The organism is Paenibacillus litoralis, from assembly GCF_046244365.1.
Lineage (GTDB): Bacteria > Bacillota > Bacilli > Paenibacillales > NBRC-103111 > Paenibacillus_V.
Map to the genome: position 1 here is coordinate 8444373 of NZ_CP176395.1, position 22968 is coordinate 8467340.

26 protein-coding genes, 1 rRNA gene and 1 other annotated feature are annotated in these 22968 nt (G+C 52.1%); of the genes, 1 reads left to right on the forward strand and 26 read right to left on the reverse strand.

The features are described 5' to 3' along the window. Positions 1–60: 60 nt before the first annotated feature. The 18 genes from ACKGJP_RS35590 to ACKGJP_RS35675 all read right to left on the reverse strand — a co-directional run bounded on the left by ACKGJP_RS35590 (position 61) and on the right by ACKGJP_RS35675 (position 13711). Positions 61–666 carry a class I SAM-dependent methyltransferase gene (locus ACKGJP_RS35590; protein WP_409343427.1) on the reverse strand — a complete coding sequence of 202 codons (606 nt, stop codon included), beginning with the start codon at positions 664–666 and terminating at the stop codon, positions 61–63. A gap of 168 nt (positions 667–834) precedes the next feature. Then, positions 835–1200 (reverse strand): 50S ribosomal protein L7/L12, encoded by a 366-nt coding sequence (gene rplL / locus ACKGJP_RS35595; protein WP_409343428.1) that lies wholly within the window; start codon positions 1198–1200, stop codon positions 835–837. A gap of 51 nt (positions 1201–1251) precedes the next feature. Next, positions 1252–1749 (reverse strand): 50S ribosomal protein L10, encoded by a 498-nt coding sequence (gene rplJ, locus ACKGJP_RS35600; protein WP_409343429.1) that lies wholly within the window; start codon positions 1747–1749, stop codon positions 1252–1254. Between the two features lie 99 nt (positions 1750–1848). Then, positions 1849–1981: a sequence feature (ribosomal protein L10 leader region), on the reverse strand. Between the two features lie 57 nt (positions 1982–2038). Beyond that, positions 2039–2731 carry a 50S ribosomal protein L1 gene (rplA, locus tag ACKGJP_RS35605; RefSeq protein WP_409343430.1) on the reverse strand — a complete coding sequence of 231 codons (693 nt, stop codon included), beginning with the start codon at positions 2729–2731 and terminating at the stop codon, positions 2039–2041. 105 nt (positions 2732–2836) lie between these two features. Next, the gene (gene rplK, locus ACKGJP_RS35610) at positions 2837–3262 is read right to left on the reverse strand and encodes a 50S ribosomal protein L11 (RefSeq protein WP_409343431.1); all 426 of its coding nucleotides are present in this window, start codon (positions 3260–3262) and stop codon (positions 2837–2839) included. 63 nt (positions 3263–3325) lie between these two features. Beyond that, on the reverse strand, positions 3326–3859 hold the full coding sequence (gene nusG, locus ACKGJP_RS35615; protein ID WP_409343432.1) for a transcription termination/antitermination protein NusG: 534 nt from the start codon (positions 3857–3859) through the stop codon (positions 3326–3328). Between the two features lie 21 nt (positions 3860–3880). Further along, positions 3881–4093: a preprotein translocase subunit SecE gene (gene secE / locus ACKGJP_RS35620; protein WP_409343433.1), complete on the reverse strand. Its 213-nt coding sequence runs from the start codon at positions 4091–4093 to the stop codon at positions 3881–3883. A 17-nt stretch (positions 4094–4110) separates the two neighbouring features. Beyond that, the gene (rpmG, locus tag ACKGJP_RS35625) at positions 4111–4260 is read right to left on the reverse strand and encodes a 50S ribosomal protein L33 (protein ID WP_113036260.1); all 150 of its coding nucleotides are present in this window, start codon (positions 4258–4260) and stop codon (positions 4111–4113) included. A gap of 242 nt (positions 4261–4502) precedes the next feature. Then, complete coding sequence (sigH, locus tag ACKGJP_RS35630; protein WP_409343434.1) at positions 4503–5150, reverse strand: RNA polymerase sporulation sigma factor SigH; 648 nt, start codon at positions 5148–5150, stop codon at positions 4503–4505. Between the two features lie 316 nt (positions 5151–5466). Then, positions 5467–5979: an NYN domain-containing protein gene (locus ACKGJP_RS35635; RefSeq protein ID WP_409343435.1), complete on the reverse strand. Its 513-nt coding sequence runs from the start codon at positions 5977–5979 to the stop codon at positions 5467–5469. An 11-nt stretch (positions 5980–5990) separates the two neighbouring features. Then, positions 5991–6734: a 23S rRNA (guanosine(2251)-2'-O)-methyltransferase RlmB gene (gene rlmB / locus ACKGJP_RS35640; RefSeq protein WP_409343436.1), complete on the reverse strand. Its 744-nt coding sequence runs from the start codon at positions 6732–6734 to the stop codon at positions 5991–5993. 45 nt (positions 6735–6779) lie between these two features. Further along, entirely contained in the window at positions 6780–7202 is a 423-nt protein-coding gene (locus ACKGJP_RS35645; protein ID WP_409343437.1) for a Mini-ribonuclease 3, read from the reverse strand. A gap of 6 nt (positions 7203–7208) precedes the next feature. Further along, positions 7209–8603 (reverse strand): cysteine--tRNA ligase, encoded by a 1395-nt coding sequence (gene cysS / locus ACKGJP_RS35650; RefSeq protein ID WP_409343438.1) that lies wholly within the window; start codon positions 8601–8603, stop codon positions 7209–7211. A gap of 33 nt (positions 8604–8636) precedes the next feature. Then, on the reverse strand, positions 8637–9386 hold the full coding sequence (cysE, locus tag ACKGJP_RS35655) for a serine O-acetyltransferase (protein WP_409343439.1): 750 nt from the start codon (positions 9384–9386) through the stop codon (positions 8637–8639). Between the two features lie 423 nt (positions 9387–9809). Next, positions 9810–11267 carry a glutamate--tRNA ligase gene (gene gltX, locus ACKGJP_RS35660; protein WP_409343440.1) on the reverse strand — a complete coding sequence of 486 codons (1458 nt, stop codon included), beginning with the start codon at positions 11265–11267 and terminating at the stop codon, positions 9810–9812. 117 nt (positions 11268–11384) lie between these two features. Beyond that, complete coding sequence (gene ispF / locus ACKGJP_RS35665) at positions 11385–11864, reverse strand: 2-C-methyl-D-erythritol 2,4-cyclodiphosphate synthase (RefSeq protein ID WP_409343441.1); 480 nt, start codon at positions 11862–11864, stop codon at positions 11385–11387. Then, positions 11861–12565, reverse strand: coding sequence for a 2-C-methyl-D-erythritol 4-phosphate cytidylyltransferase (ispD, locus tag ACKGJP_RS35670; RefSeq protein WP_409343442.1), 705 nt, complete (start codon positions 12563–12565; stop codon positions 11861–11863). Before ispD ends, ispF begins: the two co-directional genes overlap by 4 nt. 54 nt (positions 12566–12619) lie before the next feature. Continuing rightward, positions 12620–13711, reverse strand: a complete 1092-nt coding sequence (locus ACKGJP_RS35675; protein ID WP_409343443.1) for a PIN/TRAM domain-containing protein — start codon at positions 13709–13711, stop codon at positions 12620–12622. 228 nt (positions 13712–13939) lie between these two features. Here ACKGJP_RS35675 and ACKGJP_RS35680 point away from each other — a divergent pair, with 228 nt between their 5' ends. Further along, on the forward strand, positions 13940–14335 hold the full coding sequence (locus ACKGJP_RS35680; RefSeq protein WP_409343444.1) for a DUF1573 domain-containing protein: 396 nt from the start codon (positions 13940–13942) through the stop codon (positions 14333–14335). Between the two features lie 103 nt (positions 14336–14438). Here the strand turns inward: ACKGJP_RS35680 and pssA are convergent, their stop codons facing one another. From pssA to rrf, 8 genes are all read right to left on the reverse strand, one after another. Then, a complete protein-coding gene (pssA, locus tag ACKGJP_RS35685; protein ID WP_409343445.1) occupies positions 14439–15137 on the reverse strand; it encodes a CDP-diacylglycerol--serine O-phosphatidyltransferase in 699 nt (232 codons plus the stop codon). A 52-nt stretch (positions 15138–15189) separates the two neighbouring features. After that, complete coding sequence (gene disA, locus ACKGJP_RS35690) at positions 15190–16263, reverse strand: DNA integrity scanning diadenylate cyclase DisA (RefSeq protein ID WP_409343446.1); 1074 nt, start codon at positions 16261–16263, stop codon at positions 15190–15192. 21 nt (positions 16264–16284) lie between these two features. Continuing rightward, a complete protein-coding gene (radA, locus tag ACKGJP_RS35695) occupies positions 16285–17652 on the reverse strand; it encodes a DNA repair protein RadA (RefSeq protein WP_409343447.1) in 1368 nt (455 codons plus the stop codon). Between the two features lie 191 nt (positions 17653–17843). Further along, entirely contained in the window at positions 17844–20288 is a 2445-nt protein-coding gene (gene clpC, locus ACKGJP_RS35700) for an ATP-dependent protease ATP-binding subunit ClpC (protein WP_409343448.1), read from the reverse strand. A 64-nt stretch (positions 20289–20352) separates the two neighbouring features. Then, positions 20353–21420, reverse strand: coding sequence for a protein arginine kinase (locus ACKGJP_RS35705; protein WP_409343449.1), 1068 nt, complete (start codon positions 21418–21420; stop codon positions 20353–20355). 14 nt (positions 21421–21434) lie between these two features. Then, entirely contained in the window at positions 21435–21950 is a 516-nt protein-coding gene (locus tag ACKGJP_RS35710) for a UvrB/UvrC motif-containing protein (protein WP_409343450.1), read from the reverse strand. Positions 21951–22058: 108 nt separating this feature from the next. Next, on the reverse strand, positions 22059–22520 hold the full coding sequence (locus tag ACKGJP_RS35715) for a CtsR family transcriptional regulator (protein ID WP_409343451.1): 462 nt from the start codon (positions 22518–22520) through the stop codon (positions 22059–22061). A gap of 265 nt (positions 22521–22785) precedes the next feature. Then, positions 22786–22902: ribosomal RNA gene (gene rrf, locus ACKGJP_RS35720) — 5S ribosomal RNA — on the reverse strand. Between the last annotated feature and the right edge of the window lie 66 nt (positions 22903–22968).

Below are 22968 nucleotides of genomic sequence, written 5' to 3' on the forward strand. Positions count from 1 at the left end.
ACTAAAGACAATTGACCCATCCTAATACTGACATTTTATAATAATACCATATTCAAAATGTCAAGTCAACTTTTCAGCTCGAAAAATGCGATAGCCTTTCTCTTTGCTCATCTCGGCCACATGGCCGTCAAACAATTGCTCCAGCTTTGCAAAAGCGGAAGGCGCGCCTTGCTTCTTCTGGATGACGACCCATAGCTGTCCTCCCGGCGTCAACGCTTCGGCCGCTTGTTCGAAAATACGGTGAACCACTTCTTTGCCGGCCCGTATGGGCGGATTGGTCAAAATGCGATCGAACTTGCGTCCGGCCACCCCGGCTAATGCATCGCTTTGCATAACGGTCACATTGCCGATTCCGTTACGACCCGCATTTTCCTTGGCCAAACCGAGCGCCCGTTCATTGACGTCGAGCAGCGTCACCATCCCCGGCTTCGCCAGCACCGCCGCACAAAGACCGATCGGTCCATACCCGCATCCCACATCCAGCACTTGATGACCGCTCGAGATTTCCATCGTTTCAATCAGAAGCCTGCTTCCGAAATCGATGCCTTTCTTCGAAAATACGCCGGCGTCCGTTTGGAAAATAAACGTTTGTCCTCTCAACTTCTCTTCGAATGTATGAATCTCGTGGCCGACCGTTGGCTTTGCGGAATAGTAGTGCTCACTCAAAACGCTTCCCTCCCAAAAATATCCCCACAAAGTGAAGCCAGCCTCCGAAGCATATTCCTATTACTTTGCGGGGAGCCCCGGAACATATAAACGTTTTTAAATCTTATATTCTAAAAATGCAAAACGACCCCCTGAAAGCAAAGCTTCAAGGGGTCGACGCTGCGTCAATTACTTCACATCTACTGTAGCGCCTGCTTCAGTAAGTTTAGCTTTGATAGCTTCCGCATCTTCTTTGGAAACTTTCTCTTTGACTGGTTTAGGTGCGCCGTCAACCAAGTCTTTTGCTTCTTTCAGGCCAAGACCTGTGATTTCGCGAACGACTTTGATAACGTTGATTTTCGATGCGCCTGCGTTCATCAGGATTACGTCGAATTCCGTTTGCTCTTCTTCAACAGCTGCTGCTGCGCCGCCGCCAACAACTGCAACCGGAGCTGCTGCTGTTACGCCGAATTCTTCCTCGATTGCTTTAACCAGGTCATTCAGTTCAAGTACGGTCATACCTTTGATCGCTTCAATGATTTGCTCTCTGCTCATGGTTAAACCTCCATTATCATTAATAAATTTTCGTAAGTTCGTTCGTTACGTTTACGCTTCTTGCTTTTCCGATACGGCTTTAACCGCAAGGGCGAAGTTGCGCATAGGCGCTTGAAGCACGCTGAGCAACATGGACAGGAGACCTTCGCGGGAAGGAAGTTCTGCCAGTGCCTTGATTTGACTTTGATCTACGACTTTGCCTTCGACAACGCCCGCTTTCACGGACAGTTTGTCGTTCTTTTTCGCGAAATCGGACAAGATTTTAGCCGGCGCTACCGCATCGTCTTTGCTGAACGCAATCGCTGTCGGGCCCGTCAAATATTGATCGAGATCGGTAAGTTCGGCTTCCGCCGTTGCACGGCGTACCAACGTGTTCTTAACTACTTGAAACTCAACACCTGCTTGACGAAGTTGTTTGCGCAATTCCGTCACTTGAGAAACAGTTAGTCCACGATAGTCCGCTACGACCGTACAAGAGCTTTCACGCAGTTTCGTTGTCACTTCGGAAACGAGCTGCGATTTTTCTCCAAGAATCTTCGCATTTGCCATCGTTACACCTCCTAAACCGGCGCGAACGCAAGTTCACGCGAATTTTCAAACTCACTTGCTAATTCCGTCTGACTGAAAAGGCTGCACCTCGGCGCATTCGCGACAAATAGAAAAGCCTTCGCAGACAAAGCGAAGGCATGATGATTCTATTCACGAATCTATATCACACACCTCGGTAGGAGATTAAGCTCTTGCGAGCACCTACTGTCTACGGCAAGCATATTCATTTTTAACATCGCTTAGCGTAACACGTCTCTGCCCATAAAGTCAAATGGCAAAGAACGGCGGATTATCTAAACGATTGCAGGCTCAGCTTCACGCCCGGACCCATCGTCGACGATACAGCAGCACTTTTCAGGTATACACCTTTAGCTGCAGCAGGCTTAGCACGAACCAGCGCTTCAACAAGAGCACGCAGGTTTTCAGCAAGCTTTTGCTCGTCAAACGAAACTTTTCCGATTGGAGCCAAGATTTGTCCGGCTTTATCGAGACGGTACTCGATTTTACCGGCTTTAATTTCTTGGACCGCTTTCGCTACGTCAAACGTAACGGTACCTGCTTTCGGGTTCGGCATCAAGCCTTTACCGCCCAGGATACGACCCAATTTACCAACTTCGCTCATCATGTCTGGCGTTGCTACGCAAACGTCAAACTCGAACCAGCCTTGTTGGATCTTGGTGATCAGGTCTTGATCGCCAACATAGTCCGCGCCGGCAGCTTCCGCTTCCTTCACTTTTTCGCCTTTTGCGAAAACGAGCACGCGTTTGGTTTTACCTGTTCCGTGAGGCAGTACAACTACGCCACGTACCGCTTGGTCTTGTTTCTTAGGGTCAACGCCCAAACGAACAGCGACTTCAACGGTTTCATCGAATTTAGCAGTTGCTACTTTTTTGACGAGTGCAACCGCATCAGCAGGCTCAAACAGCGAAGTTTGGTCAACTTGCTTCAAAGCCTCGGCATATTTCTTACCGTGTTTCGGCATTTGCAGTTCCTCCTTTGTGGTGATAGCGGATAATCCTCCCACATATGGCCATAAGGCCGTACATCCAAAAGAAATGACACGTCATTTCGGGAAGTTGCATTTGGATTAGTCAGCGATTGTGATACCCATGCTGCGTGCTGTACCTTCGATCATGAGCATAGCCGCTTCCACGGATGCTGCATTGAGGTCAGGCATTTTTTGCTCAGCGATTTCGCGAACTTTATCGCGTTTCACCGTAGCGACTTTCTTCTTGTTCGGTTCGCCCGATCCTTTTTCGATACCGGCAGCAACACGAAGCAAGACGGCAGCCGGAGGCGTTTTCGTTTCGAATGTGAACGAACGATCCTCGAACACCGTAATTACAACCGGAATAATCAATCCAGCTTGATCAGCAGTGCGCGCATTGAATTCTTTACAGAATGCCATAATGTTCACGCCTGCTTGACCGAGCGCCGGACCTACCGGAGGAGCTGGGTTAGCTTTCCCTGCTGGGATTTGCAATTTGACCATTTTAATGACCTTTTTTGCCATGCGTAACACCTCCTTGCGTGTAGTCTCTGTTGACGGGACCTTTCCCTTCCCGCTTGATCAGCCTTACAGCTTTTCCACTTGCGTGTATTCAAGCTCGAGCGGGGTTTCCCTACCAAACATGTTAACATGCACCTTAAGCTTGCTTTTGTCCGCAATAATCTCTTCGACAGAGCCGACAAAATTAGCAAATGGACCTACTTTGACACGAACGGTTTCCTTCAGCTCGAAATCGATCTTCGGCTTAGGCTCTTCCATGCCCATATGCTTCAGAATCGCTTCGACTTCTTCAGGCAGTAGCGGAGTCGGCTTTGACCCGGACCCAGTGGATCCGACAAAACCGGTAACGCCTGGTGTATTGCGCACCACATACCACGAATCGTCGGTTTGCACCATTTCTACGAGAACATATCCCGGATACACCTTACGCATCACGGTTTTCTTTTTCCCGTCCTTGTCCACGATCTCTTCTTCCATCGGAACGAGCACGCGAAAAATTTTGTCCTGCATGTTCATGGATTCAACACGCTTCTCCAAGTTCGCTTTTACCTTGTTTTCATACCCGGAATAGGTATGCACGACATACCATCTTTTTTCCATATTCTCACCTTTCGTTCCCGCTTATTCGGTGAATAGCCGAACGAGATAGGAGATAATCAGGTCAAGGACAGAGAAGTAAATCGTAACAAAGATAACCGTGACCAGGACGACGATCGTGTAACTGACCAGTTCTTTGCGGCTGGGCCACTTTACTTTCTTCAATTCCGACCAGCAGTCGGCGAAGAATGAAAATGTGGAGCCGAATCCTTGCTTCATTTTACCCAGAAACGTCACAGCTACACCTCCGGCTATTACCGTGTTTCGCGATGAAGGGTTTGTCCATTGCAAAACTTGCAATACTTCTTCTTCTCCATGCGGTCAGGGTTGTTCCGCTTGTTCTTATTGGACGCATAGTTGCGTTGTTTGCAATCCGTGCATGCCAGCGTAATGATTACCCGCATGTTTACACCTCCCAAGACAACCTCGATTAAAGAACCCTAATTGTCCCGGGAAAGGCGCGACAATTTAGGGCTACCTGAACTACTTTATCATAATCAACTATGCGTGTCAAGAAAGACAACATCACCCGGTGTCCCGCGAAACCTCCCACTAGTATCGCCAACAGCCGCGCATCCCAAACCTTTCCAGCCAAAACTTCCGTAAATGCAAACAGCCCCCTGCTTCACTGGAATAGGGCGGCTGTTTACTGTAGATCTCTTACTTCCAGATAACGTTCCAGCTTTCGCTTGACGCGCTGAAGCGCATTGTCGATCGATTTCACATGACGGTCTAAATCTACGGCAATCTCTTGATAGGATCTGCCGTCCAAATACAACATCAGCACGCGCCGTTCCAGATCGCTGAGCAGCTCTCCCATCTTGTCTTCCAAACCGCTGAATTCTTCCTGGTTGATAATCAGCTCTTCGGGATCGGACACACGGGATCCGCAAATCACGTCCAGCAGCGTACGATCGGAATCCTCGTCGTAAATAGGCTTGTCCAACGACACGTAGGAATTGAGCGGGATATGCTTCTGCCGGGTAGCCGTCTTGATCGCGGTAATGATCTGACGAGTGATGCACAGCTCCGCAAACGCTTTAAAAGAAGCCAGCTTGTCCCCGCGAAAATCGCGGATCGACTTGTATAAGCCGATCATGCCTTCCTGCACGATATCTTCCCGGTCGGCGCCGATTAAAAAATAAGAGCGAGCCTTCGCCCTTACGAAATTTTTGTATTTGTTGATAAGAAACTCCAGTGCTTCCGCACTGCCGTGACGGACCGCCTCGACATTGTCTTCGTCGGATTTGTGCTCGAACTCATGCATGCTCAGATCTTTGAGGTTGACACTCACAAAAAATCCCTCCGGCCCGGCCTATAAGGCTAACAACTGTCGACCTTCGCTTATTTGTGTGGTTCAAAAAACGCCCAGCCTAATGGGGGCTGATCCTTCCGCTTTTTGAACACGCAATGTTTGTTACCGAAGGCACCGCCGATATCGAAGTCCGATCGCTTGACGGCATCGTGGTCTCTGCATTGGCGTTAAGGGCGACCGCTCCAAAAAGCGCTTCGCCACCGAGCTTACGGCGTACTTGGAAATCTGCAACAAACTTACAATTAAGTATACATGAGCATTTCGATTATAGTCAACTAGCTGGAAATTGCCAAAATCACTTGCCCCTGCGCCATTTTTCGAGAATCGACTTCGCTTCCTCGCTTAAATAATCGTCGACCGAGTTTTTGCGGGTCTGACGTCCGCTGTCGATGGACCGGCGCACTTCCTTGCGGCTTTCGTTTACTTTCACAAGAAGCTCTCTGGCCGGAACGCGGAGTGCGCCCTTTCCGAAGATGACGTTCTGCTCGGTCATATCCGAGGTCGCCACGTAAATACGCCTTCGGCGGGCCATCCACTCGTTCACGAGCCGCTCGATCAACTCATCGGCCGTCTCTTTTTCTTTCGTATACATAACCTTAAGCTTGTGCTGCGTGTATTTACCGCCAAGACCGGGCACCTGATGGGCGTCAAACACGACGATTACCCGCATCCCGGAGAACGCCTGATAATCCGATAGCAGTCCGATCAGCTTATCCCGTGCTTCTTCCAGGTCGAGATCCTTCATCCTCTGCAGGTCCGGCCAAGCCCCGATGATGTTGTATCCGTCCACAATCAAAACTTCTTCCATCCGGTTACAGGTTAACGTTTCGCATGGCGCTGGCGAACGACTTCATACATGAAGACAGATGCGGCAACCGAGGCGTTGAGCGAGTTCAATTGGCCGAACATCGGCAGCTTGACTAGGAAATCGCATTTTTGCTTGATCAAACGTCCGATTCCCCGGCCTTCATTGCCGATAACGATGGCGATGGGAATGGTAAAATCGTTGCGGTACAGCTCCTGCTCGGTACCCACGTCCGCTCCCGCAATCCAGACGCCTTGCTCCTTCAAGTCTTCAATCGTTTGGGCCAGGTTCGTTACTCTAGCGACCGGAACGTATTCGACGGCTCCTGCCGACGTCTTGGACACGGTAGCGGTTAACCCGACGGCTCTGCGTTTTGGAATGATAATGCCGTGCACGCCCGTACATTCGGCCGTACGCAATATCGACCCCAAATTGTGCGGATCCTCGATCTCATCGAGCAGCAGCAAAAACGGCTGTTCGCCTTTGGCCTTGGCCCGGGCGATCAAGTCATCGACCTCGGCATACGCATAGGCGGCAACTTGAGCGACAACGCCCTGGTGCTGCACGCCTTCAGCCATCTGGTCGAGCTTGCGCTTGTCCGCCGTCTGCACGATAACGCCGGCTGCTTTGGCCTCCGCCAGAACGGGCAGTGAGTTGTGCTTTTGCGCATTTTCGGCGATCCATATTTTATTGATCGTGCGGCCGGACCGAAGCGCTTCCAGTACGGAATGCTTCCCGGCGATCATTTCTTCTTCCATAGCTTTATCCTCCTGATGGCAAGCCGATGACGCGGAAACGCAAATCTATTTTCCGGCATCCGCCGCATGTACGTCCACGGCGATGCGCAGCAATTCTTGCAGCCGTTCAAATCGTTTTGAGTAATAGAGATATCCTATCAAACATTCGAATGCGGTACTGTGCCTGTAAACGAGCACGTCGGCATTCTTCGGGACGGAGCCCGATTTCGCATTGCGGCCGCGCAGAACCACATCCAGCTCTTCCTGGGACAGCCCGTCCATCAGGGCCTCCAGCGATTTGGCTTGGCCTACGGCCGAAACGAATCGCGTCGCCAGCCGATGCATGTGGTTCGGCCTATGATTCGGCAGCGACACGACATATTCCCGTACGAATGCTTCATAGACAGCATCGCCTATATAAGCGAGAACTAAGGGATGAAGCAGATTCGGCGTTTTGGACGGCGGAAACGAAAAAGCGTTAATTTCCATCGCCCGCTACTTTCTGCGCCAGCGCAAGCCTTGCGGCGTATCTTCGAGCAAGATCCCCTGCTCCGTAAGCAGGTTGCGGATCTCGTCCGCGCGGGCCCAATTTTTCTGTTTGCGGGCTTCGTTCCGCTCGGCGATCAACCGTTCGACGTCCTCGTCCAGCAGCGCCTCTTCCTGCTTCGGCAAAATGCCCAGTACGCCGTCGATCGCTTCAAACTGCGCCAAGACCAGCTCCAGCGAAGCCTTTGTTACGATCGGATGCTGCAAATAGCGGTTGGCCTCGCCCGCCAGCTCGAACATCGCCGTAATCGCATCGGGCGTGTTGAAATCGTCATCCAGCTTCTGCCGGAAATAAGCATCGATATCTGCTACGGCTTTTGCCAATTCGGCGTCCGCCCCGTCCGTCCCGGCGCTTTGCAGACGGTGTTTGACATTGGCTACGCTGTTCGCCAAACGTTCGATTCCGCTTTCCGCCTGCTTGATCGAATCGTCGCTGAAATTAAGCGGATTGCGGTAATGCGTGGACAGCATGAGAAACCGTACCGCCTGCGGCGTCGTTCTCGTCAAAATGTCTTTGACCGTCAGCCCGTTGGCAAGCGATTTGGACATTTTTTCATTGTTGATATTGAGGTAGGCGTTGTGCATCCAGTAGTTCGCCATCGGCTTGCCCGTAAGCGATTCGGTTTGGGCCACTTCGCACTCATGATGCGGAAATTGCAAGTCTTGGCCGCCGCCGTGGATGTCGATCGTTTCGCCCAAATACTTGCGAACCATGGCCGAGCACTCGATGTGCCAGCCCGGACGCCCGTCTCCCCATGGACTTGACCAAAAAATTTCGCCGGGCTTGGCGCTTTTCCAAAGCACGAAATCCTGCGGATTTTCTTTCAGATCGCCGACCTCTACGCGAATGCCGAACTGCAGCTCCTCAAGATTCTGATGCGATACTTTGCCGTAATCCGGAAACTTGGAGGTACGGAAGTATACGTCCCCTCCGCTTTCGTAGGCAAAACCCTCGTTCACGAGGGCTTGCACGAATGCCACGATCTCCTCGATGTTCTCCGTCACGCGGGGATGAATGGCGTCCTTAATGCCAAGAGCATGCGTATTGTCAAAAAAGGCTTGAATGAACCTTTCCGCCACCTCGGGCACCGTGCTACCCGTCTGCTCCGCTTTGCGGATCAGCTTGTCGTCCACATCCGTGAAGTTGACGACGTACTTGACTTCGTAGCCCGACACCTGCAAATAGCGGCGCACGACGTCGAAGAAGATAAGCGGACGCGCATTTCCGATATGAATATAATCATATACGGTAGGGCCGCACACATACATGCTTACTTTTCCCGGCGTAAGGGGGACGAATACCTCTTTCGCGCGCGAAATCGTGTTATACACTTTCAATGACACGGTTTATTCCCTCCAATTGGACTCGCTTCGAATCTATTTGGCTTCATCTAACGCGGGCTGCAAGCCGCCGGCCCGCTCCTGCTTTTGCTTCCCTTGCAGCGCGGCATAGCGGTCCCGCTCCTGCTCGAGAGATGCTTTCAGTCCGTTCACTAGCGTTTTCTCTTGCATCCAAGCTTCTTTCAGTTCGTCGATCTGCTGCTGCATATGCCGCATGATATCCACGACCGGATCCGGAACGTTGGCGTGATCGAGCTTATCGACGCGAACGCCGTCCATTTTGACGACTCGCGCTTTGGGGCAAACGACCGTGCTGTTCGGCGGCACTTCGTTCAGGACGATAGCATTGGCCCCTATACGGGAATTATCGCCAACCGTAAACGAACCTAGTACTTTTGCGCCTGCGGAAATCACCACGTTATTGCCTACCGTCGGGTGCCTTTTCCCTTTTTCCTTCCCTGTCCCGCCGAGTGTAACGCCGTGATACATGACGACATCGTCGCCGATTTCGCACGTTTCCCCGATGACAACCCCCATGCCATGGTCGATGAAGAGACGTTTGCCGATTCTGGCGCCGGGGTGGATTTCAATGCCGGTAATAAAACGGCTGGTCTGCGAAATGATTCTGGCAATCGTATACCACTTGCTCCGATAAAACCAATGGGCGATCCGGTGAAACCAGATCGCGTGCAAGCCGGAATACGTAAAGACAACCTCAAATACACTGCGCGCCGCCGGGTCGTTATCGAATACCGCCCGTACGTCGGACTTCATAGTGCGAAACATGGCGCTTCACCATCCTCCCAATGATCGGAATCCCCCAACATCAATCTCTCTTTATAGCGCATTTCGGGAAAATATAAAAAGCCCCCGCAGCATGAAAGTCATGCTGCAGAGGCGCTTATGTCACGCGGTCCCACTCTGCTTGGCAGCCGGTATTACGGCCGCTGCTCGTATAGCCTATATCGGGGCTACCCGGCAATGTCTACTTGCACGCTCTCTGCCGTTACCGCCAGAATGCGACGCTTCCGCTCGTGCGGATGGCGTTCGACCTTGCTGCTCACAGGTGCATTTCCTAGCAGACGGAATGGATATTTCTCAGCCGGGCGCCGGATAGCGTCCGAATATCCTCTCTGGAATCCCGATCTTGCTTGTACTCTCCTGATCAACGCAATGATTATTCATTCACAGTATATAACTTCACCGGCGTTATGACAATAAGTTCCGCAGACGACCGGCTACTTTTTCTTTGCCCAGCAGAGAAATCGTTTTGTTCAAGTCGGGCCCGTGCATTTGTCCGGTCAGCGCCACGCGGGTAGGCATGAACAGCTGCTTGCCCTTGAAGCCCGTATCCTTCTGCACCTGCTTCAGCATCGCGCCGATCGTCTCGGGAGCAAAGTCCGCCGACTGCTCCACCTGCTGCAGGAATGCGCCCAGCACTGCCGGCACATGCGGCTCTGCGAGCAGTTCCTTCGCTTCCCCTTCGAAGGTGACGTCATCGCGGAAGAACAGCTCGGCCATGCCGGCGATTTCCGACCCGTACGTCAGCTTCTCTTGATAAAGCGCCACGAGCGACGCCGCCCATTCGCGCTGGCTGTCGTCCAGCGTTTGCGGGAGGAAGCCGGCTTTTTGCAAGTAAGGCACGCATAGTTCGATCAAGCGCGGCAGCTCAACGGTTTTCATGTATTGGTTGTTTACCCAGTTCAGCTTGTTCGTATCGAAAAACGCCGGGCTTTTGGACAATCGGTTGAAGTCGAACTTCTCGATCAGCTCTTCCCTGGAGAAAAGCTCATTCTCTCCTTCAGGCGACCAGCCGAGCAATGCGATGAAATTGAACAAAGCTTCCGGCAAAAATCCAAGCTCAACATATTGCTCGATGAATTGAATGATCGATTCGTCGCGTTTGCTCAGCTTCTTGCGCTGCTCGTTCACGATAAGCGTCATATGACCGAACCTCGGCGGTTCCATGCCGAGCGCTTCATAGATCATCAGTTGACGGGGCGTATTGGAAATATGTTCTTCCCCGCGCAAAATGTGCGTAATCTTCATCAGGTGATCATCGATAACGACAGCGAAGTTATAGGTCGGAATACCGTCCTTTTTCACGATTACGAAATCTCCGCTTACTTCGGACTCGATCGAGATCTCGCCTCTTACCATATCGTCGAACGTGTACGTACGGCCTTCCGGTACGCGGAAACGAATGCTCGGCACGCGTCCCTCCGCTTCGAACGCTTGACGCTGCTCCTCGGTCAGATCCCGGTGCTTGCCGGAATAACGCGGCATTTCGCCTCTTGAGGTTTGCTCCTCGCGCTCCTGCTCCAGCTCTTCCTCGGTGCAGTAGCACTTGTAGGCATATCCGCTGCCGATCAGCTTCTCCCAATAAGTACGGTAAATATCGAGCCGCTCCATTTGCCGGTAAGGCCCATATGCCCCGCCGACATCCACGCTTTCATCCCACTCTATGCCTAGCCAGCGCAAATAGGTCAGCTGATTGTCTTCTCCGCCTTCCACATTCCGCTTCACGTCCGTATCTTCGATCCGGATAATAAATTTGCCGTTATGATGCCGCGCGAACAAATAGTTAAACAACGCCGTTCTTGCACCGCCGATATGAAGATGCCCCGTCGGACTCGGAGCGTATCTTACGCGAACTTCCTGCGTCATCCGTCGTCCCCCCCTAATTTGTAAGTCGATTCTGCTTCCCGAATTTCGGTTATCCTATCATCATAGCACATTTTTCGCGTTCCTATAACCGCATTTCTGTCGGCCGACCGCGCATGTCTATTCGGCTTTCACAAGGCAAACGACCGCTTGAGCAGCTATACCTTCCCCGCGGCCGGTAAAGCCAAGCCACTCCGTGGTTGTGGCCTTGACGTTGACCTGCGAGGCATCCGCCTCCAGCGCCTTGGCGATAATCTCGACCATCGCCGGAATATGCGGCGCCATCTTCGGCTTCTGGGCAATAATCGTCGCGTCGACGTTCCCGAGCCGGTAGCCCCTCTCCTTGATCAATCCCCATATGTGCACGAGCAGCTTGAGGCTGTCGGCATCCTTAAAAGCCGGGTCCGTATCGGGAAAATGCTTGCCGATGTCCCCGAGCGCCAGCGCGCCCAGCACGGCGTCGCTGATCGTATGCAGCAGCACATCCGCGTCGGAATGGCCGAGCAGGCCTTTCTCAAACGGAATCTCTACGCCGCCGATGATGCATTTGCGGCCTTCTACCAGTTGATGAACGTCAAATCCTTGTCCTACCCGAATCATGTGGAACGAGCTCCTCTCCGTTTATGCAAAAGCCACTCCGCAAGCGGCAAATCCTCCGGTGTCGTGATCTTGATATTGTCGTAGCTTCCCTCCACTACGGACACCTGCATGCCGCTTCGTTCGACCAGCATGGCATCGTCAGTCCCGATAAAGCCTGCCGCTTCCGCTTCCCGGTGCGCCCGAAGAAGCGCAGACAGACGAAAAGCTTGCGGGGTTTGAATCGCCCACAAGCTGCGCCGGTCCGGCGTAGACGTGATGATGCCGGCTTCGCCCACGACTTTGATCGTGTCTTTCACCGGCACCGCCAGCACGGCGGCCCCGGCTTCGCCGGCTTTGCGCCAGCATGCCAAAATGTGCTCCGGCTCCACGAACGGACGAACCGCATCATGGACGAGCACATCATCGACATCCGCCGAGAGCGCAAGCAACCCGTTGTAGACGGAATGCTGACGCTCTTTGCCGCCGCTCACTACGCGGCTTACTTTCGTTATATCATGCCGCCGAACATCGTCCCAGCACCTTTCTTCTTCCCCTTGCCCCGAAACGATGACGATCTCGTCCACTTCGGGCAGGTGCTGGAACGTTTCCAGGGTGTGCGCTAGAATGGTTTTGCCTTCGATGACTAAGTATTGCTTGCTTTCTGCCGTACGCATGCGCGTGCCTTTACCCGCCGCTACGACGACGACGCCAAGTTTCCCCATCGCTACTCTCCCGTAAAACGTTTAGGTCAAGCTTCCCTACCTATCATAAACGTTTTACTGCGCTTTTTCCAACAGTTTCGGCTTGGCGAAGATCATTCTCCCGGCCGACGTCTGCAGGACGCTGGTTACCATGACTTCCATCGTCGATCCGATATAATCGCGTCCGCCTTCGACGACGATCATCGTTCCGTCATCCAAATACGCCACGCCTTGACCGTACTCCTTGCCGTCCTTGATCACCTGAACGAAAATTTCCTCTCCGGGCAGTACGACCGGCTTTACGGCATTGGCCAAATCATTGATATTCAGCACCGGCACACCTTGAAGCTCGCATACCTTGTTGAGATTGAAATCGTTCGTGATGACTTTCCCGCCGAGCACCTTGGCCAACCGAACCAGCTTGCTGTCCACCTCGGAAATCTCTTCGAAATCTCCTTCGTAGATAAGCACTTTGACTTCCAGCTCTTTTTGAATTTTGTTAAGAATGTCGAGTCCCCGGCGCCCGCGGTTGCGTTTCAGCAAATCGGAGGAATCGGCGATATGCTGCAGCTCCTCCAGCACGAACTCCGGAATGACCAGCGTCCCCTCGATAAATCCGGTTTTGCAAATATCGGCGATCCGGCCGTCGATTATGACGCTCGTATCCAATATTTTGTGTTCCTCCGGCCTTTTCTTACCGGTTTCCTGCTCCTTGCCGACTCGAATCAAGGATATGAATGCCGTAATCTCATCCTTTTTCGTATATCCGAAGCGAAACCCTAGAATCCCTAGCGCAAACGTTACGAGTACCGGAATCATCGAGCCGCCCGCAGCAATTTTCTCAAGCGAAGGAAAAAGCAGCACCGAAATGAGGAGTCCTACGATCAAGCCGAGCAAGCCTAAAACCAATTCGGCAAACGGCACGCGCGCTACCGACTCTTCTCCTTTGCGGACCAGCCTCATCCCATATTCGCCGATCCAAACCGCCGCCGCATAAAAAACAAGCATGCCAACCCCCATCATCCAATATGGTTGGACTTGTACTTCGCTTATGCCAAAGATCGATGTTACCCACTGAACGAACGGTTCCCCGATTGATTCCAGCGAATGATACCCCATAATGCCGCCTACAACTGCCGCGAGTAATTGCAGCCATCTTTTGGTCATTTGCGTCACCCCCTGAATGTGATTGATAGAATACGAATCGTTATCAGTATGAACCAAATCGTTCCAAGCTAAACGGACTGAAATTGAATTGCCAAGCTTACTCCTATATAATGGTTCTAGAGGGGATTGCTTCCGAATCCTCCTGCTGTAGAAAGCAGATGCATGCTTCCGTTGTCGTTTTCTGCGAAAACGTTTAGAAAATCGAATCGACGATATGAGGTGAATGGATTGAGCACGATGACGTTACATCAATTCCAAGAGCAAGTATCCGACCTGTTGCTCCGTCACCGCAGTTTGCTGGATGTGCTGTCCAAGTTTCAGCAGTCTAATGCGGCTGCGAATCGGGCCGTAACCAAAGCGATTACGGAATGCGGCTGTATTGCCGTTCATGCTGCCAAGCAGGAATACACGCCGGATATGTCGCTTGAGGAAGCCAAACAGCAGCTCGAAACCCATGTAGAAGGCGGTTTGTGCGAACATTGCCGCGAAGTCGTCGGCAGCGAGCTGGGTAAAAATTTGTTTTACATGGCTTCTCTATGTAACTTGCTTGACGTCAACCTGGAGCAGATCGTCGAAAGCGAATCCAAAAAATGCTCTACACTGGGCTTATTCAACCTGTCATAGCCGCTCTGCATACAAACAAAAAAAAAGCATTTATTTTCTCCGATTAAGGGAAAATAAATGCTTTTTATTTTCGAGCTATGGCCGTAACGGGCGAACCGCCGCATTACCGTTTCCGTTTCAAGCCTTGGAACGTCCCCCACAACGCATAAATGACAAGCGGTACGAACACCATCCGCGTCAAGTAATGCGGGTACATGATCACGACGACGACCGCCGCAACCACGATGAGCATCAATATCCATACGGCGATTTTGGGAAGCGCCACCTTCTTGAAGCTTGGATATTTCACCTTGCTGACCATTAAATAGGACAGAAACAAAGTGCTCGCAACCAAGAAATACGAGTTAAGCTCTTGATGGAACAAAGCCAGCGTACATAGGATACCGCCTGCTGCAGGGATCGGCAGGCCGATGAAATATCCGGGCGTACTTTGAACGACGTTGAACCGAGCCAGCCGCAAAGCGCCGCAAATCGGAAAAATCGCCGTCGTAATCCAAGCCGTTGCCGGATTGAGATCGCTAAACGCCACGACATACATAATAAACGCCGGCGCTACTCCAAAGGAGATCACGTCCGATAACGAATCGAGTTCCTTGCCGAACTCGCTTGTCACATTAAGCGCACGGGCTACACGCCCGTCAATTCCGTCCATCAACATGGCCACGATGACCATGATGGCTGCAAGGTTTGCATTATCTATACCATCAAACGCCGGTGTGTCGTTAAAAACAAGTATGATGGCAATGATCCCCATAAACAGATTGGCTACTGTAAATATGTTGGGAACAGACTTCTTCAACATTCGTCGTCCACCTCAGTGTTAACTTTACCCTAACCACATGATTGTATGCAATTTAGATATGTCTGTCAATCAGGACCTGGTCCTGAATGCGCTTCAGCCCTTCCTTAATCGTACGGGCGCGCACTTCTCCGATCCCGTCCACTTCGTCCAATTCCTCGATAGTCGCCATCATCACATGGGGAAGACACTCGAAGCGCTCCACCAAATTGGCAATAATGATGGACGGGAGACGAGGAATCTTGCTAAGCATACGGAAGCCGCGCGGCGATACGGGCTCCTCGAGCACCGCGTTCGAATGCATGAACCCAAGCAGGCGGGCGATATGGTGATGATCAAGCACTTCTTCCGGACCGAGCTTCCGGAGTCCCGCGCGAATTTCCTTCACCTTTTCATCGATCAGGTCTTTGCAGTAGTCTTTGATGAGGAACAATTCTTCCTGTTCCGTTCCAGCCACAAGTTCATCAAGCTGCATGCTGATCAAACGGCCTTCCGTACCGAGTTCATTAATATATTTCCGGATCTCCGCACGTATTTTCAGTACCATGCCGATGCGCTGCAGCGCGTTCGTCACATCGTGAAGCGTCACAAGCTCCTCAAACTCCGATGCTCCCAGATTCGTCAGCGTTTGATCGAGAACCGATTTATATTTTTCGAGCGTTTGTATCGCCTGATTGGCTTTGGTCAGAATAACGCCTATATCCTTAAGCGCGTAACGCAGATTGCCTTGATAAAGCGTAATGACGTTGCGCCGCTGGGAAATGGATACGACCAGCTTCCCCGTTTGCTTCGCTACGCGTTCCGCCGTCCGGTGACGAATACCGGTTTCGATCGAGGAGATCGACGAATCGGGAATCAGCTGCGTATTGGCGTACAGGATCCGCCTCAAATCCTCGCTGAGGATGATCGCTCCGTCCATTTTGGCTAGCTCGTACAAATAGTTCGGCGAAAAATCGCAATTGATCGAGAAGCCGCCATCGACGATTTCCATCACTTCCGGACTATAGCCGACTACAATTAGACCGCCCGTCTTGGCGCGCAGCACGTTTTCCAGACCGTCCCTGAACATGGTGCCAGGCGCTACCATTTGCAGGAGCAGGCTCATGACATCTTCTTTTTTTTCCATCATTGACCCCCCTTTATCTTCAAGTTAGCGCAGCGCCTGCGCGAGCGCTTCCGTCACCGTATTCACGCCAACGATTTCGATGCCTTCGGGCTGCGTCCAGCCCTTTAAGCTTTTAGCCGGCAAAATGACTCTTTTGAAGCCAAGCTTCTGCGCTTCTTTCACACGCTGATCTACGCGGGACACCCCGCGCACTTCCCCGGTCAGGCCGATCTCGCCGAACACGACGTCATAAGGCTCGGTCGGTTTATCGCGAAAGCTCGACGCAATGCTGACCGCAATCGCCAAGTCGACTGCCGGTTCGTCCAGCTTCACGCCGCCCGCCACATTCAGAAACGCATCCTGATTTTGCAAAAACATGCCCATCCGCTTCTCAAGCACCGCAATAATAAGGGATAGCCGGTTGTGATCGACACCGGTCGACATTCTTCTTGGCGTCGGAAAATTCGTAGGCGAAACAAGCGCTTGCAGTTCCACGAGTACCGGCCGCGTCCCTTCCATGCTGGCGACAACGGTTGAACCCGACACCCCGATGGGCCGTTCCGAGAGGAATAACTCCGAAGGGTTATTCACTTCCACCAATCCCGATTCGAGCATTTCAAAAATGCCGATTTCGTTGGTCGAACCGAAACGGTTTTTCACCGCCCGCAGGAGCCGGTACGAATGATGCCGCTCTCCTTCAAAATAAAGCACGCAGTCCACCATATGCTCAAGCAGCCGCGGACCTGCGATCGCCCCTTCTTTCGTAACATGTCCGACTAGTACCGTAGCGATACCCTTCATCTTAGCTATACGCATAAAATGGGACGTGCATTCCCGAACCTGCGAAACGCTGCCCGGTGCCGATGCGATTGCCGGATGATATACCGTCTGAATCGAATCGATGACGACGAAGTCCGGCTTTAGCTGCTCGATCGACTCCATAATGAGCTCCACATTCGTTTCGCATAGCACGAACAATTGTTCGGACGTAACTTCCAATCGGTCCGCCCGAAGCTTGATCTGCCGGGATGATTCCTCCCCGGATATGTAAAGCACCTTCAGCTGCTTTTCCGTTAAAGCAAACGATGTCTGCAGCAGAAGCGTCGATTTCCCGATTCCCGGATCGCCGCCTACGAGGATAAGAGAACCCGGCACGATTCCGCCACCGAGCACCCGGTTCAACTCTTGGTTGTTCGTCAATATGCGCGGTTCGCGCGCACTTTCTATATCTATGATCGAAGTCGCCTTTTCTTGCGTTCGAAGATGCGAAGATTGGAAGCCTTGCGTCTTTACTACGGTTTCCACTTCTTCGACCATACTATTCCACGCCTGGCAGCTGGGGCATTTGCCCAACCATTTCGGCGATTCGAAGCCGCACTCCTGGCAGCTGAATTTCGTTTTTGGTTTAGCCATTGCAATCCCCTGTCTTGGTCACCATCGGTCCGTTCCGATATGTCACTCAAAATTGTACCATTTTGCACAAGGGGTGAAAACCCCTTTCATTTCCTATTTTTGCGAGCTTCATCTCAGAATCATTCTATCAAATGAAAAAGCATTTTGCGGAATCGATACGATTCCGCAAAATGCTTTCCTTACTTGTATTTTTAGGGCTGCGTTACGGCAGGTTCATTTCGCAAAACGACCAGTTCGCCTTCGCGCTCATCGATCGTCAGATGATCGCCCTTCTCGATATTCCCCTTCAGCAGCTCCTCGGACAAACGATCCTCGATATGCTTCTGGATCGCTCTGCGCAGAGGACGCGCGCCGTAGGTCGGGTCGAAGCCTTCCTTCGCAAGGAATGCTTTGGCGCTATCGGTCAACAGGAAGTCGACTTCATGCTCTTTAAGCCGCTTGCGAAGCTCTTCCGCCATGAGCGTAACGATCTCGGCGATATGCTTCTCGTCCAGCGAGTGGAACACGATAATCTCGTCGATCCGGTTGAGGAACTCCGGACGGAAGCTCTTTTTCAGCTCGCCCATGACGCGGTCTTTCATATTGTTGTAATCCTTAGCGGTGTCGTTGCCGGCCGTAAAGCCTAGCGTCGCATTCTTCTTGATCATATCCGCGCCGACGTTCGACGTCATGATGATCAGCGTATTGCGGAAGTCGACGGTCCGGCCTTTGGAATCGGTCAATCTGCCGTCCTCGAGCACCTGCAGTAGGATGTTGAACACCTCCGGATGCGCCTTCTCGATCTCGTCGAGCAATACGACCGAGTATGGCTTGCGGCGCACTTTCTCCGTCAATTGCCCGCCTTCTTCATAGCCGACGTAGCCTGGAGGCGCCCCGACCAAACGGGAAGTCGAGTGCTTTTCCATATACTCCGACATGTCGATACGGATAACGGCATTCTCGTCGCCGAACATCGATTCGGCTAGAGCGCGCGCCAGCTCCGTTTTTCCGACGCCTGTAGGTCCGAGGAAAATGAACGAACCCATCGGCCGCTTCGGATCTTTGAGTCCAGCCCTTGCGCGGCGGATCGCCCGGCTAACCGCTTTGACAGCCTCTTCCTGACCGATAACGCGGTCGTGCAGGATCGACTCCATTTTGAGCAGACGTTCGGTTTCTTCCTCCGCCAGCTTGCTTACCGGGATACCGGTCCAGCTCGCGACGACCTGCGCAATATCCTCCGGCGTCACTTGAGAATCGGTGCGGCCTTGCTTCTCTTTCCATTCGTTCTTCGTAAGATCCAGCTCTTCCCGCAGCTTCTGCTCGGTGTCGCGCAAGGAAGCGGCTTTCTCAAACTCTTGGCTCTGCACGGCGGCGTCCTTCTCCTTACGGACATCCTCCAGCTTACTTTCGAGCTGCTTCAAATTCGGTGGTACGGTGTACGAGTGAAGCCTTACTTTCGAGCCCGCCTCGTCAATCAGGTCGATCGCTTTATCCGGCAGGAACCTGTCCGTAATATAACGATCGGACAATTTTACCGCCTGCACAATCGCTTCATCGGTAATTTTTACGCGGTGATGCGCCTCATAACGGTCACGCAATCCGTGCAAAATTTGGATCGCTTCCTCCGGTGTCGGCTGATCTACGGTGATCGGTTGGAACCGGCGCTCCAGAGCGGCATCTTTCTCGATATATTTGCGATACTCGTCAAGCGTAGTCGCTCCGATGCACTGCAGCTCACCGCGCGCCAGAGATGGCTTCAGAATGTTCGACGCATCAATCGCGCCTTCTGCGCCGCCTGCACCGATCAGCGTATGCAGTTCATCGATAAACAGAATGATGTTCCCTGCTTGACGAATTTCGTCCATAATTTTTTTCAGACGGTCCTCGAATTCGCCGCGGTATTTGGTACCGGCAACGACAGAGCCCATATCCAAAGTCATAACCCGTTTATCGCGCAGCGTTTCGGGTATTTCGTTGTTGACGATGCGCTGCGCCAGGCCTTCGGCAATTGCCGTTTTCCCGACGCCCGGCTCGCCGATCAGCACCGGATTGTTCTTGGTACGGCGGCTTAGCACTTGAATGACACGCTCGATTTCCTTGCTGCGGCCGATAACCGGATCCAGATTGCCTTCTCGGGCATAAGCCGTCAAGTCTCTTGCCAAACCGTCCAGCGTCGGCGTGCTGGCATTCGTAGACGTACCATGGTTAGTCGATACGGCTTCGCTGCTGCCTAGCAGCTGCAGCACTTGCTGGCGTGCTTTATTAAGGGATACGCCCAGATTGTTCAGCACGCGGGCGGCAACCCCTTCGCCTTCGCGAATGAGACCGAGTAAAATATGCTCCGTGCCTACGTACGTATGTCCAAGCTTGCGCGCTTCATCCATCGAGAGCTCGATGACTTTCTTAGCTCTAGGCGTATAAGCGATATTCGTCGGCTGCTCCTGGCCGCGACCAATGAGCGCTTCTACTTCGTCTTGAATTTTCTCGAGGCCCAGTCCCAGCGCAATAAGCGCCTTGGCGGCAATGCCTTCGCCTTCCCGGATCAAGCCAAGCAAAATGTGCTCGGTTCCGATATTATTATGGCCGAGTCGTACCGCTTCTTCTTGGGCAAGGGCCAACACTTTCTGCGCTCTTTCCGTAAATCTGCCAAACATCATGCTTCGCACCTCCGTTTACGTTATACGTGGGTTAATAAGCCAGCCTGCCTCTTCATGAGAACGTCTAGGAGCTCTGTCTGGCAAGCTGCCGACGAATCAATTCGGCTCTTCGAATATCTCTTTCTTCAGGCGTAAGCTTTTTTCCTGCATATTGCTGTAAAAAACCTGGCTGCGTCATGACCAGCAGCTCGTTTAAGGCTTGAGCCGATCCATTCTTCAGTATGCCGAGATCGAGCCCGAGTCTAACGTCCGATAGCCGCTGTGCCGCCTCCTTGGAGTCCATAATCATGGCATGGGTTAAAATGCCGTAGGAACGGTAAACTCTGTCCGCAAGCCGTTGCCCGGATTCCGACAGAAGCTTGCTCCGAGCCGCGCGTTCGTGCTCGATGATTTGCCTTACGACGCTGTGCAGGTTTTCGATAATTTCTTCTTCAGACTGACCCAGCGTAATCTGATTCGAAATTTGAAACAAATTGCCGATCGCTTCGCTGCCTTCTCCGTAAAGACCTCTCACGGCAAGCCCCACCTGGGTGACGGCCGATAAAATGCGATTAATTTGCTGGGTAACGACCAAAGCAGGCAAATGAATCATGACCGATGCCCGTATCCCCGTTCCGACATTCGTCGGACAGCTAGTTAAATAACCGCGGTTTTCGTCGAACGCATATCCCCACTGGGTTTCAAACACGTCATCGATCTGATTCGCGAACTCCCACGCTTCCTGGATTTGAAATCCGGCACGCAGGCATTGAATACGCAAATGATCTTCTTCGTTGATCATAATGCTAATCGATTCGTTCCCGCTCAGCATCACGGCGCCGTTCCGGGATTCGTTAGCGAGCGCTGGGCTGATCAAATGCTTCTCGACGAGCACCTTCTTCTCGACTTCGTTCACATCCGAAAGAGGAATGAACGTAAAATCGTCAATCGCTTGCAAATCTTTGCTATTTGCTACGCATTCCGCTTGATCGAGCACTTCCTGGGACTGTTGGTTCGTCGCTAACATCGGAAACGGATAGCTTTGCAAATTGCGAGCGATCCGAACCCGGCTGCTGATAACGATATCGCCATCCGGCCCTCCGCTTCTCATCCAGTCACTTGATGCCTCGTTGACAAAGCGCTCCAGCGCCATCTCGATCGCCTCCTTTACAAGCCTGCCAGCTTCTTCTCTAGATCGCGAATTTGGTCTCGAACGCCCGCCGCGTTCTCGAACTCCTCCCGCTCGATGTGCTCGGAGAGCTCACGCTTCAGCTGCTCGAGCTCCCTTTTATATTTTATGAGGCCACCGGTACGTTTGGGTACTTTTCCAACGTGAACCGTATTGCCGTGTACGCGTTTAAACAGCGGATCCAGCCGATCCCCGAAATGCCGATAGCAAGAACTGCAGCCAAAACGCCCGAGTTTGCTGAACTGGGTATAGGTTAGCCCGCATTGCTCGCAGCGCAGCGTCTGCATTTTAGCTCCGATTGACCCGGTTGTAGGACCGAATTCAAGCAGCCCCGAAAGCAGGTTATGAATCGAAAAGCCGCCCGCCGTTCCAGGAATCAGCTCGCCCTTCTCGCGCGCGCATGATTCGCAAATATGGAATTCGGTTTTCTCGCCATTGACGATCTTCGTAAAATGAAGCGTCGCCGGCTTCTTCCCGCATTCCTGACAATTCATACGATCAGCCTCCTATCTGATAAAGCCGATGATTGCACAGCTTGCCTCGCCGTCTTACTCATGAGTACCTCTCAATATCCTTCCTCATGACGCTTAACGTATGCGGTGTTAGCGGCTAAGCAGAGCAATCAGCATCGCTTTCAAAATCGTGGCGCGAATTTCGTCCCGGAATGGCAATTTAAAAACGAGAACCTCTCTTGAGATTGCCGCATTAAACAAATTGGCTTCCCGGTTTGTGATGAATCCGCCTTCCAGCAGCTGATAAATCAACCCTTCTGCAGTCGTCTGATCTATGTGATTGCCGACTGTACGCGAAATATGATCCAAAATGGTTCCTTGGGAGCTGAGCTCGACTTTCTGAATGCGAACGTAACCGCCGCCTCCGCGCTTGCTCTCTACAAGGTAGCCTTTCTCGATCGTAAAGCGTGTGCTGATCACATAATTAATTTGCGAAGGGACGCATTGAAAGCGTTCGGCCAAATCATTTCTTTGGATTTCAATGACGCCATTCGGACTTTGCAGTAACGTTTGCTTCAAGTAATGTTCGATAATCTCCGAAACATTGCGCATTCACTATCCTCCTAAGAAGTAAGTTGACTTTGACTTTCTTTGACTTTAACTTTATTATAACACTTTTTTCCCGTTTGCCAAGAGGGTACCGGTATTTATTGTTGACGTTTCCTTATTTCCTTATACGGCATCCTTGCCCACCTTCAAATGGCCTACCCCGTAACTGAGAGCGTCTGTAAACGACTCTTGAACACTCTTCACCGGCTTTCTTCGCAACAAAAAAAGCAGCACCTTCACTGGATAACCAGTGAAGGTGCTGCGAGCTGCTTGGCAACGTCCTACTCTCCCAGATCCCTGCGGATCAAGTACAATCGGCGCTGGAGGGCTTAACGGTCGTGTTCGGGATGGGTACGCGTGGTTCCCCTCCGCCATCGTCACCAAACATGTTGCCCATATACAGGGGGTTTACTCCCTGAAAACTAGATGCGAAGTTCTGCATTCATCCTTG

Coding starts and splice junctions, on each gene's coding strand:
- rplL (WP_409343428.1), bottom strand. CDS start 1,200: ATGAGCAGAGAGCAAATCATTGAAGCGATCAAAGGTATGACCGTACTT.
- rplJ (WP_409343429.1), bottom strand. CDS start 1,749: ATGGCAAATGCGAAGATTCTTGGAGAAAAATCGCAGCTCGTTTCCGAA.
- rplA (WP_409343430.1), bottom strand. CDS start 2,731: ATGCCGAAACACGGTAAGAAATATGCCGAGGCTTTGAAGCAAGTTGAC.
- rplK (WP_409343431.1), bottom strand. CDS start 3,262: ATGGCAAAAAAGGTCATTAAAATGGTCAAATTGCAAATCCCAGCAGGG.
- nusG (WP_409343432.1), bottom strand. CDS start 3,859: ATGGAAAAAAGATGGTATGTCGTGCATACCTATTCCGGGTATGAAAAC.
- rpmG (WP_113036260.1), bottom strand. CDS start 4,260: ATGCGGGTAATCATTACGCTGGCATGCACGGATTGCAAACAACGCAAC.
- ACKGJP_RS35635 (WP_409343435.1), bottom strand. CDS start 5,979: ATGGAAGAAGTTTTGATTGTGGACGGATACAACATCATCGGGGCTTGG.
- rlmB (WP_409343436.1), bottom strand. CDS start 6,734: ATGGAAGAAGAAATGATCGCCGGGAAGCATTCCGTACTGGAAGCGCTT.
- ACKGJP_RS35645 (WP_409343437.1), bottom strand. CDS start 7,202: ATGGAAATTAACGCTTTTTCGTTTCCGCCGTCCAAAACGCCGAATCTG.
- cysE (WP_409343439.1), bottom strand. CDS start 9,386: ATGTTTCGCACTATGAAGTCCGACGTACGGGCGGTATTCGATAACGAC.
- gltX (WP_409343440.1), bottom strand. CDS start 11,267: ATGACGCAGGAAGTTCGCGTAAGATACGCTCCGAGTCCGACGGGGCAT.
- ispF (WP_409343441.1), bottom strand. CDS start 11,864: ATGATTCGGGTAGGACAAGGATTTGACGTTCATCAACTGGTAGAAGGC.
- ispD (WP_409343442.1), bottom strand. CDS start 12,565: ATGGGGAAACTTGGCGTCGTCGTCGTAGCGGCGGGTAAAGGCACGCGC.
- ACKGJP_RS35675 (WP_409343443.1), bottom strand. CDS start 13,711: ATGACCAAAAGATGGCTGCAATTACTCGCGGCAGTTGTAGGCGGCATT.
- pssA (WP_409343445.1), bottom strand. CDS start 15,137: ATGTTGAAGAAGTCTGTTCCCAACATATTTACAGTAGCCAATCTGTTT.
- disA (WP_409343446.1), bottom strand. CDS start 16,263: ATGATGGAAAAAAAAGAAGATGTCATGAGCCTGCTCCTGCAAATGGTA.
- radA (WP_409343447.1), bottom strand. CDS start 17,652: ATGGCTAAACCAAAAACGAAATTCAGCTGCCAGGAGTGCGGCTTCGAA.
- clpC (WP_409343448.1), bottom strand. CDS start 20,288: ATGATGTTTGGCAGATTTACGGAAAGAGCGCAGAAAGTGTTGGCCCTT.
- ACKGJP_RS35705 (WP_409343449.1), bottom strand. CDS start 21,420: ATGGCGCTGGAGCGCTTTGTCAACGAGGCATCAAGTGACTGGATGAGA.
- ACKGJP_RS35710 (WP_409343450.1), bottom strand. CDS start 21,950: ATGAATTGTCAGGAATGCGGGAAGAAGCCGGCGACGCTTCATTTTACG.
- ACKGJP_RS35715 (WP_409343451.1), bottom strand. CDS start 22,520: ATGCGCAATGTTTCGGAGATTATCGAACATTACTTGAAGCAAACGTTA.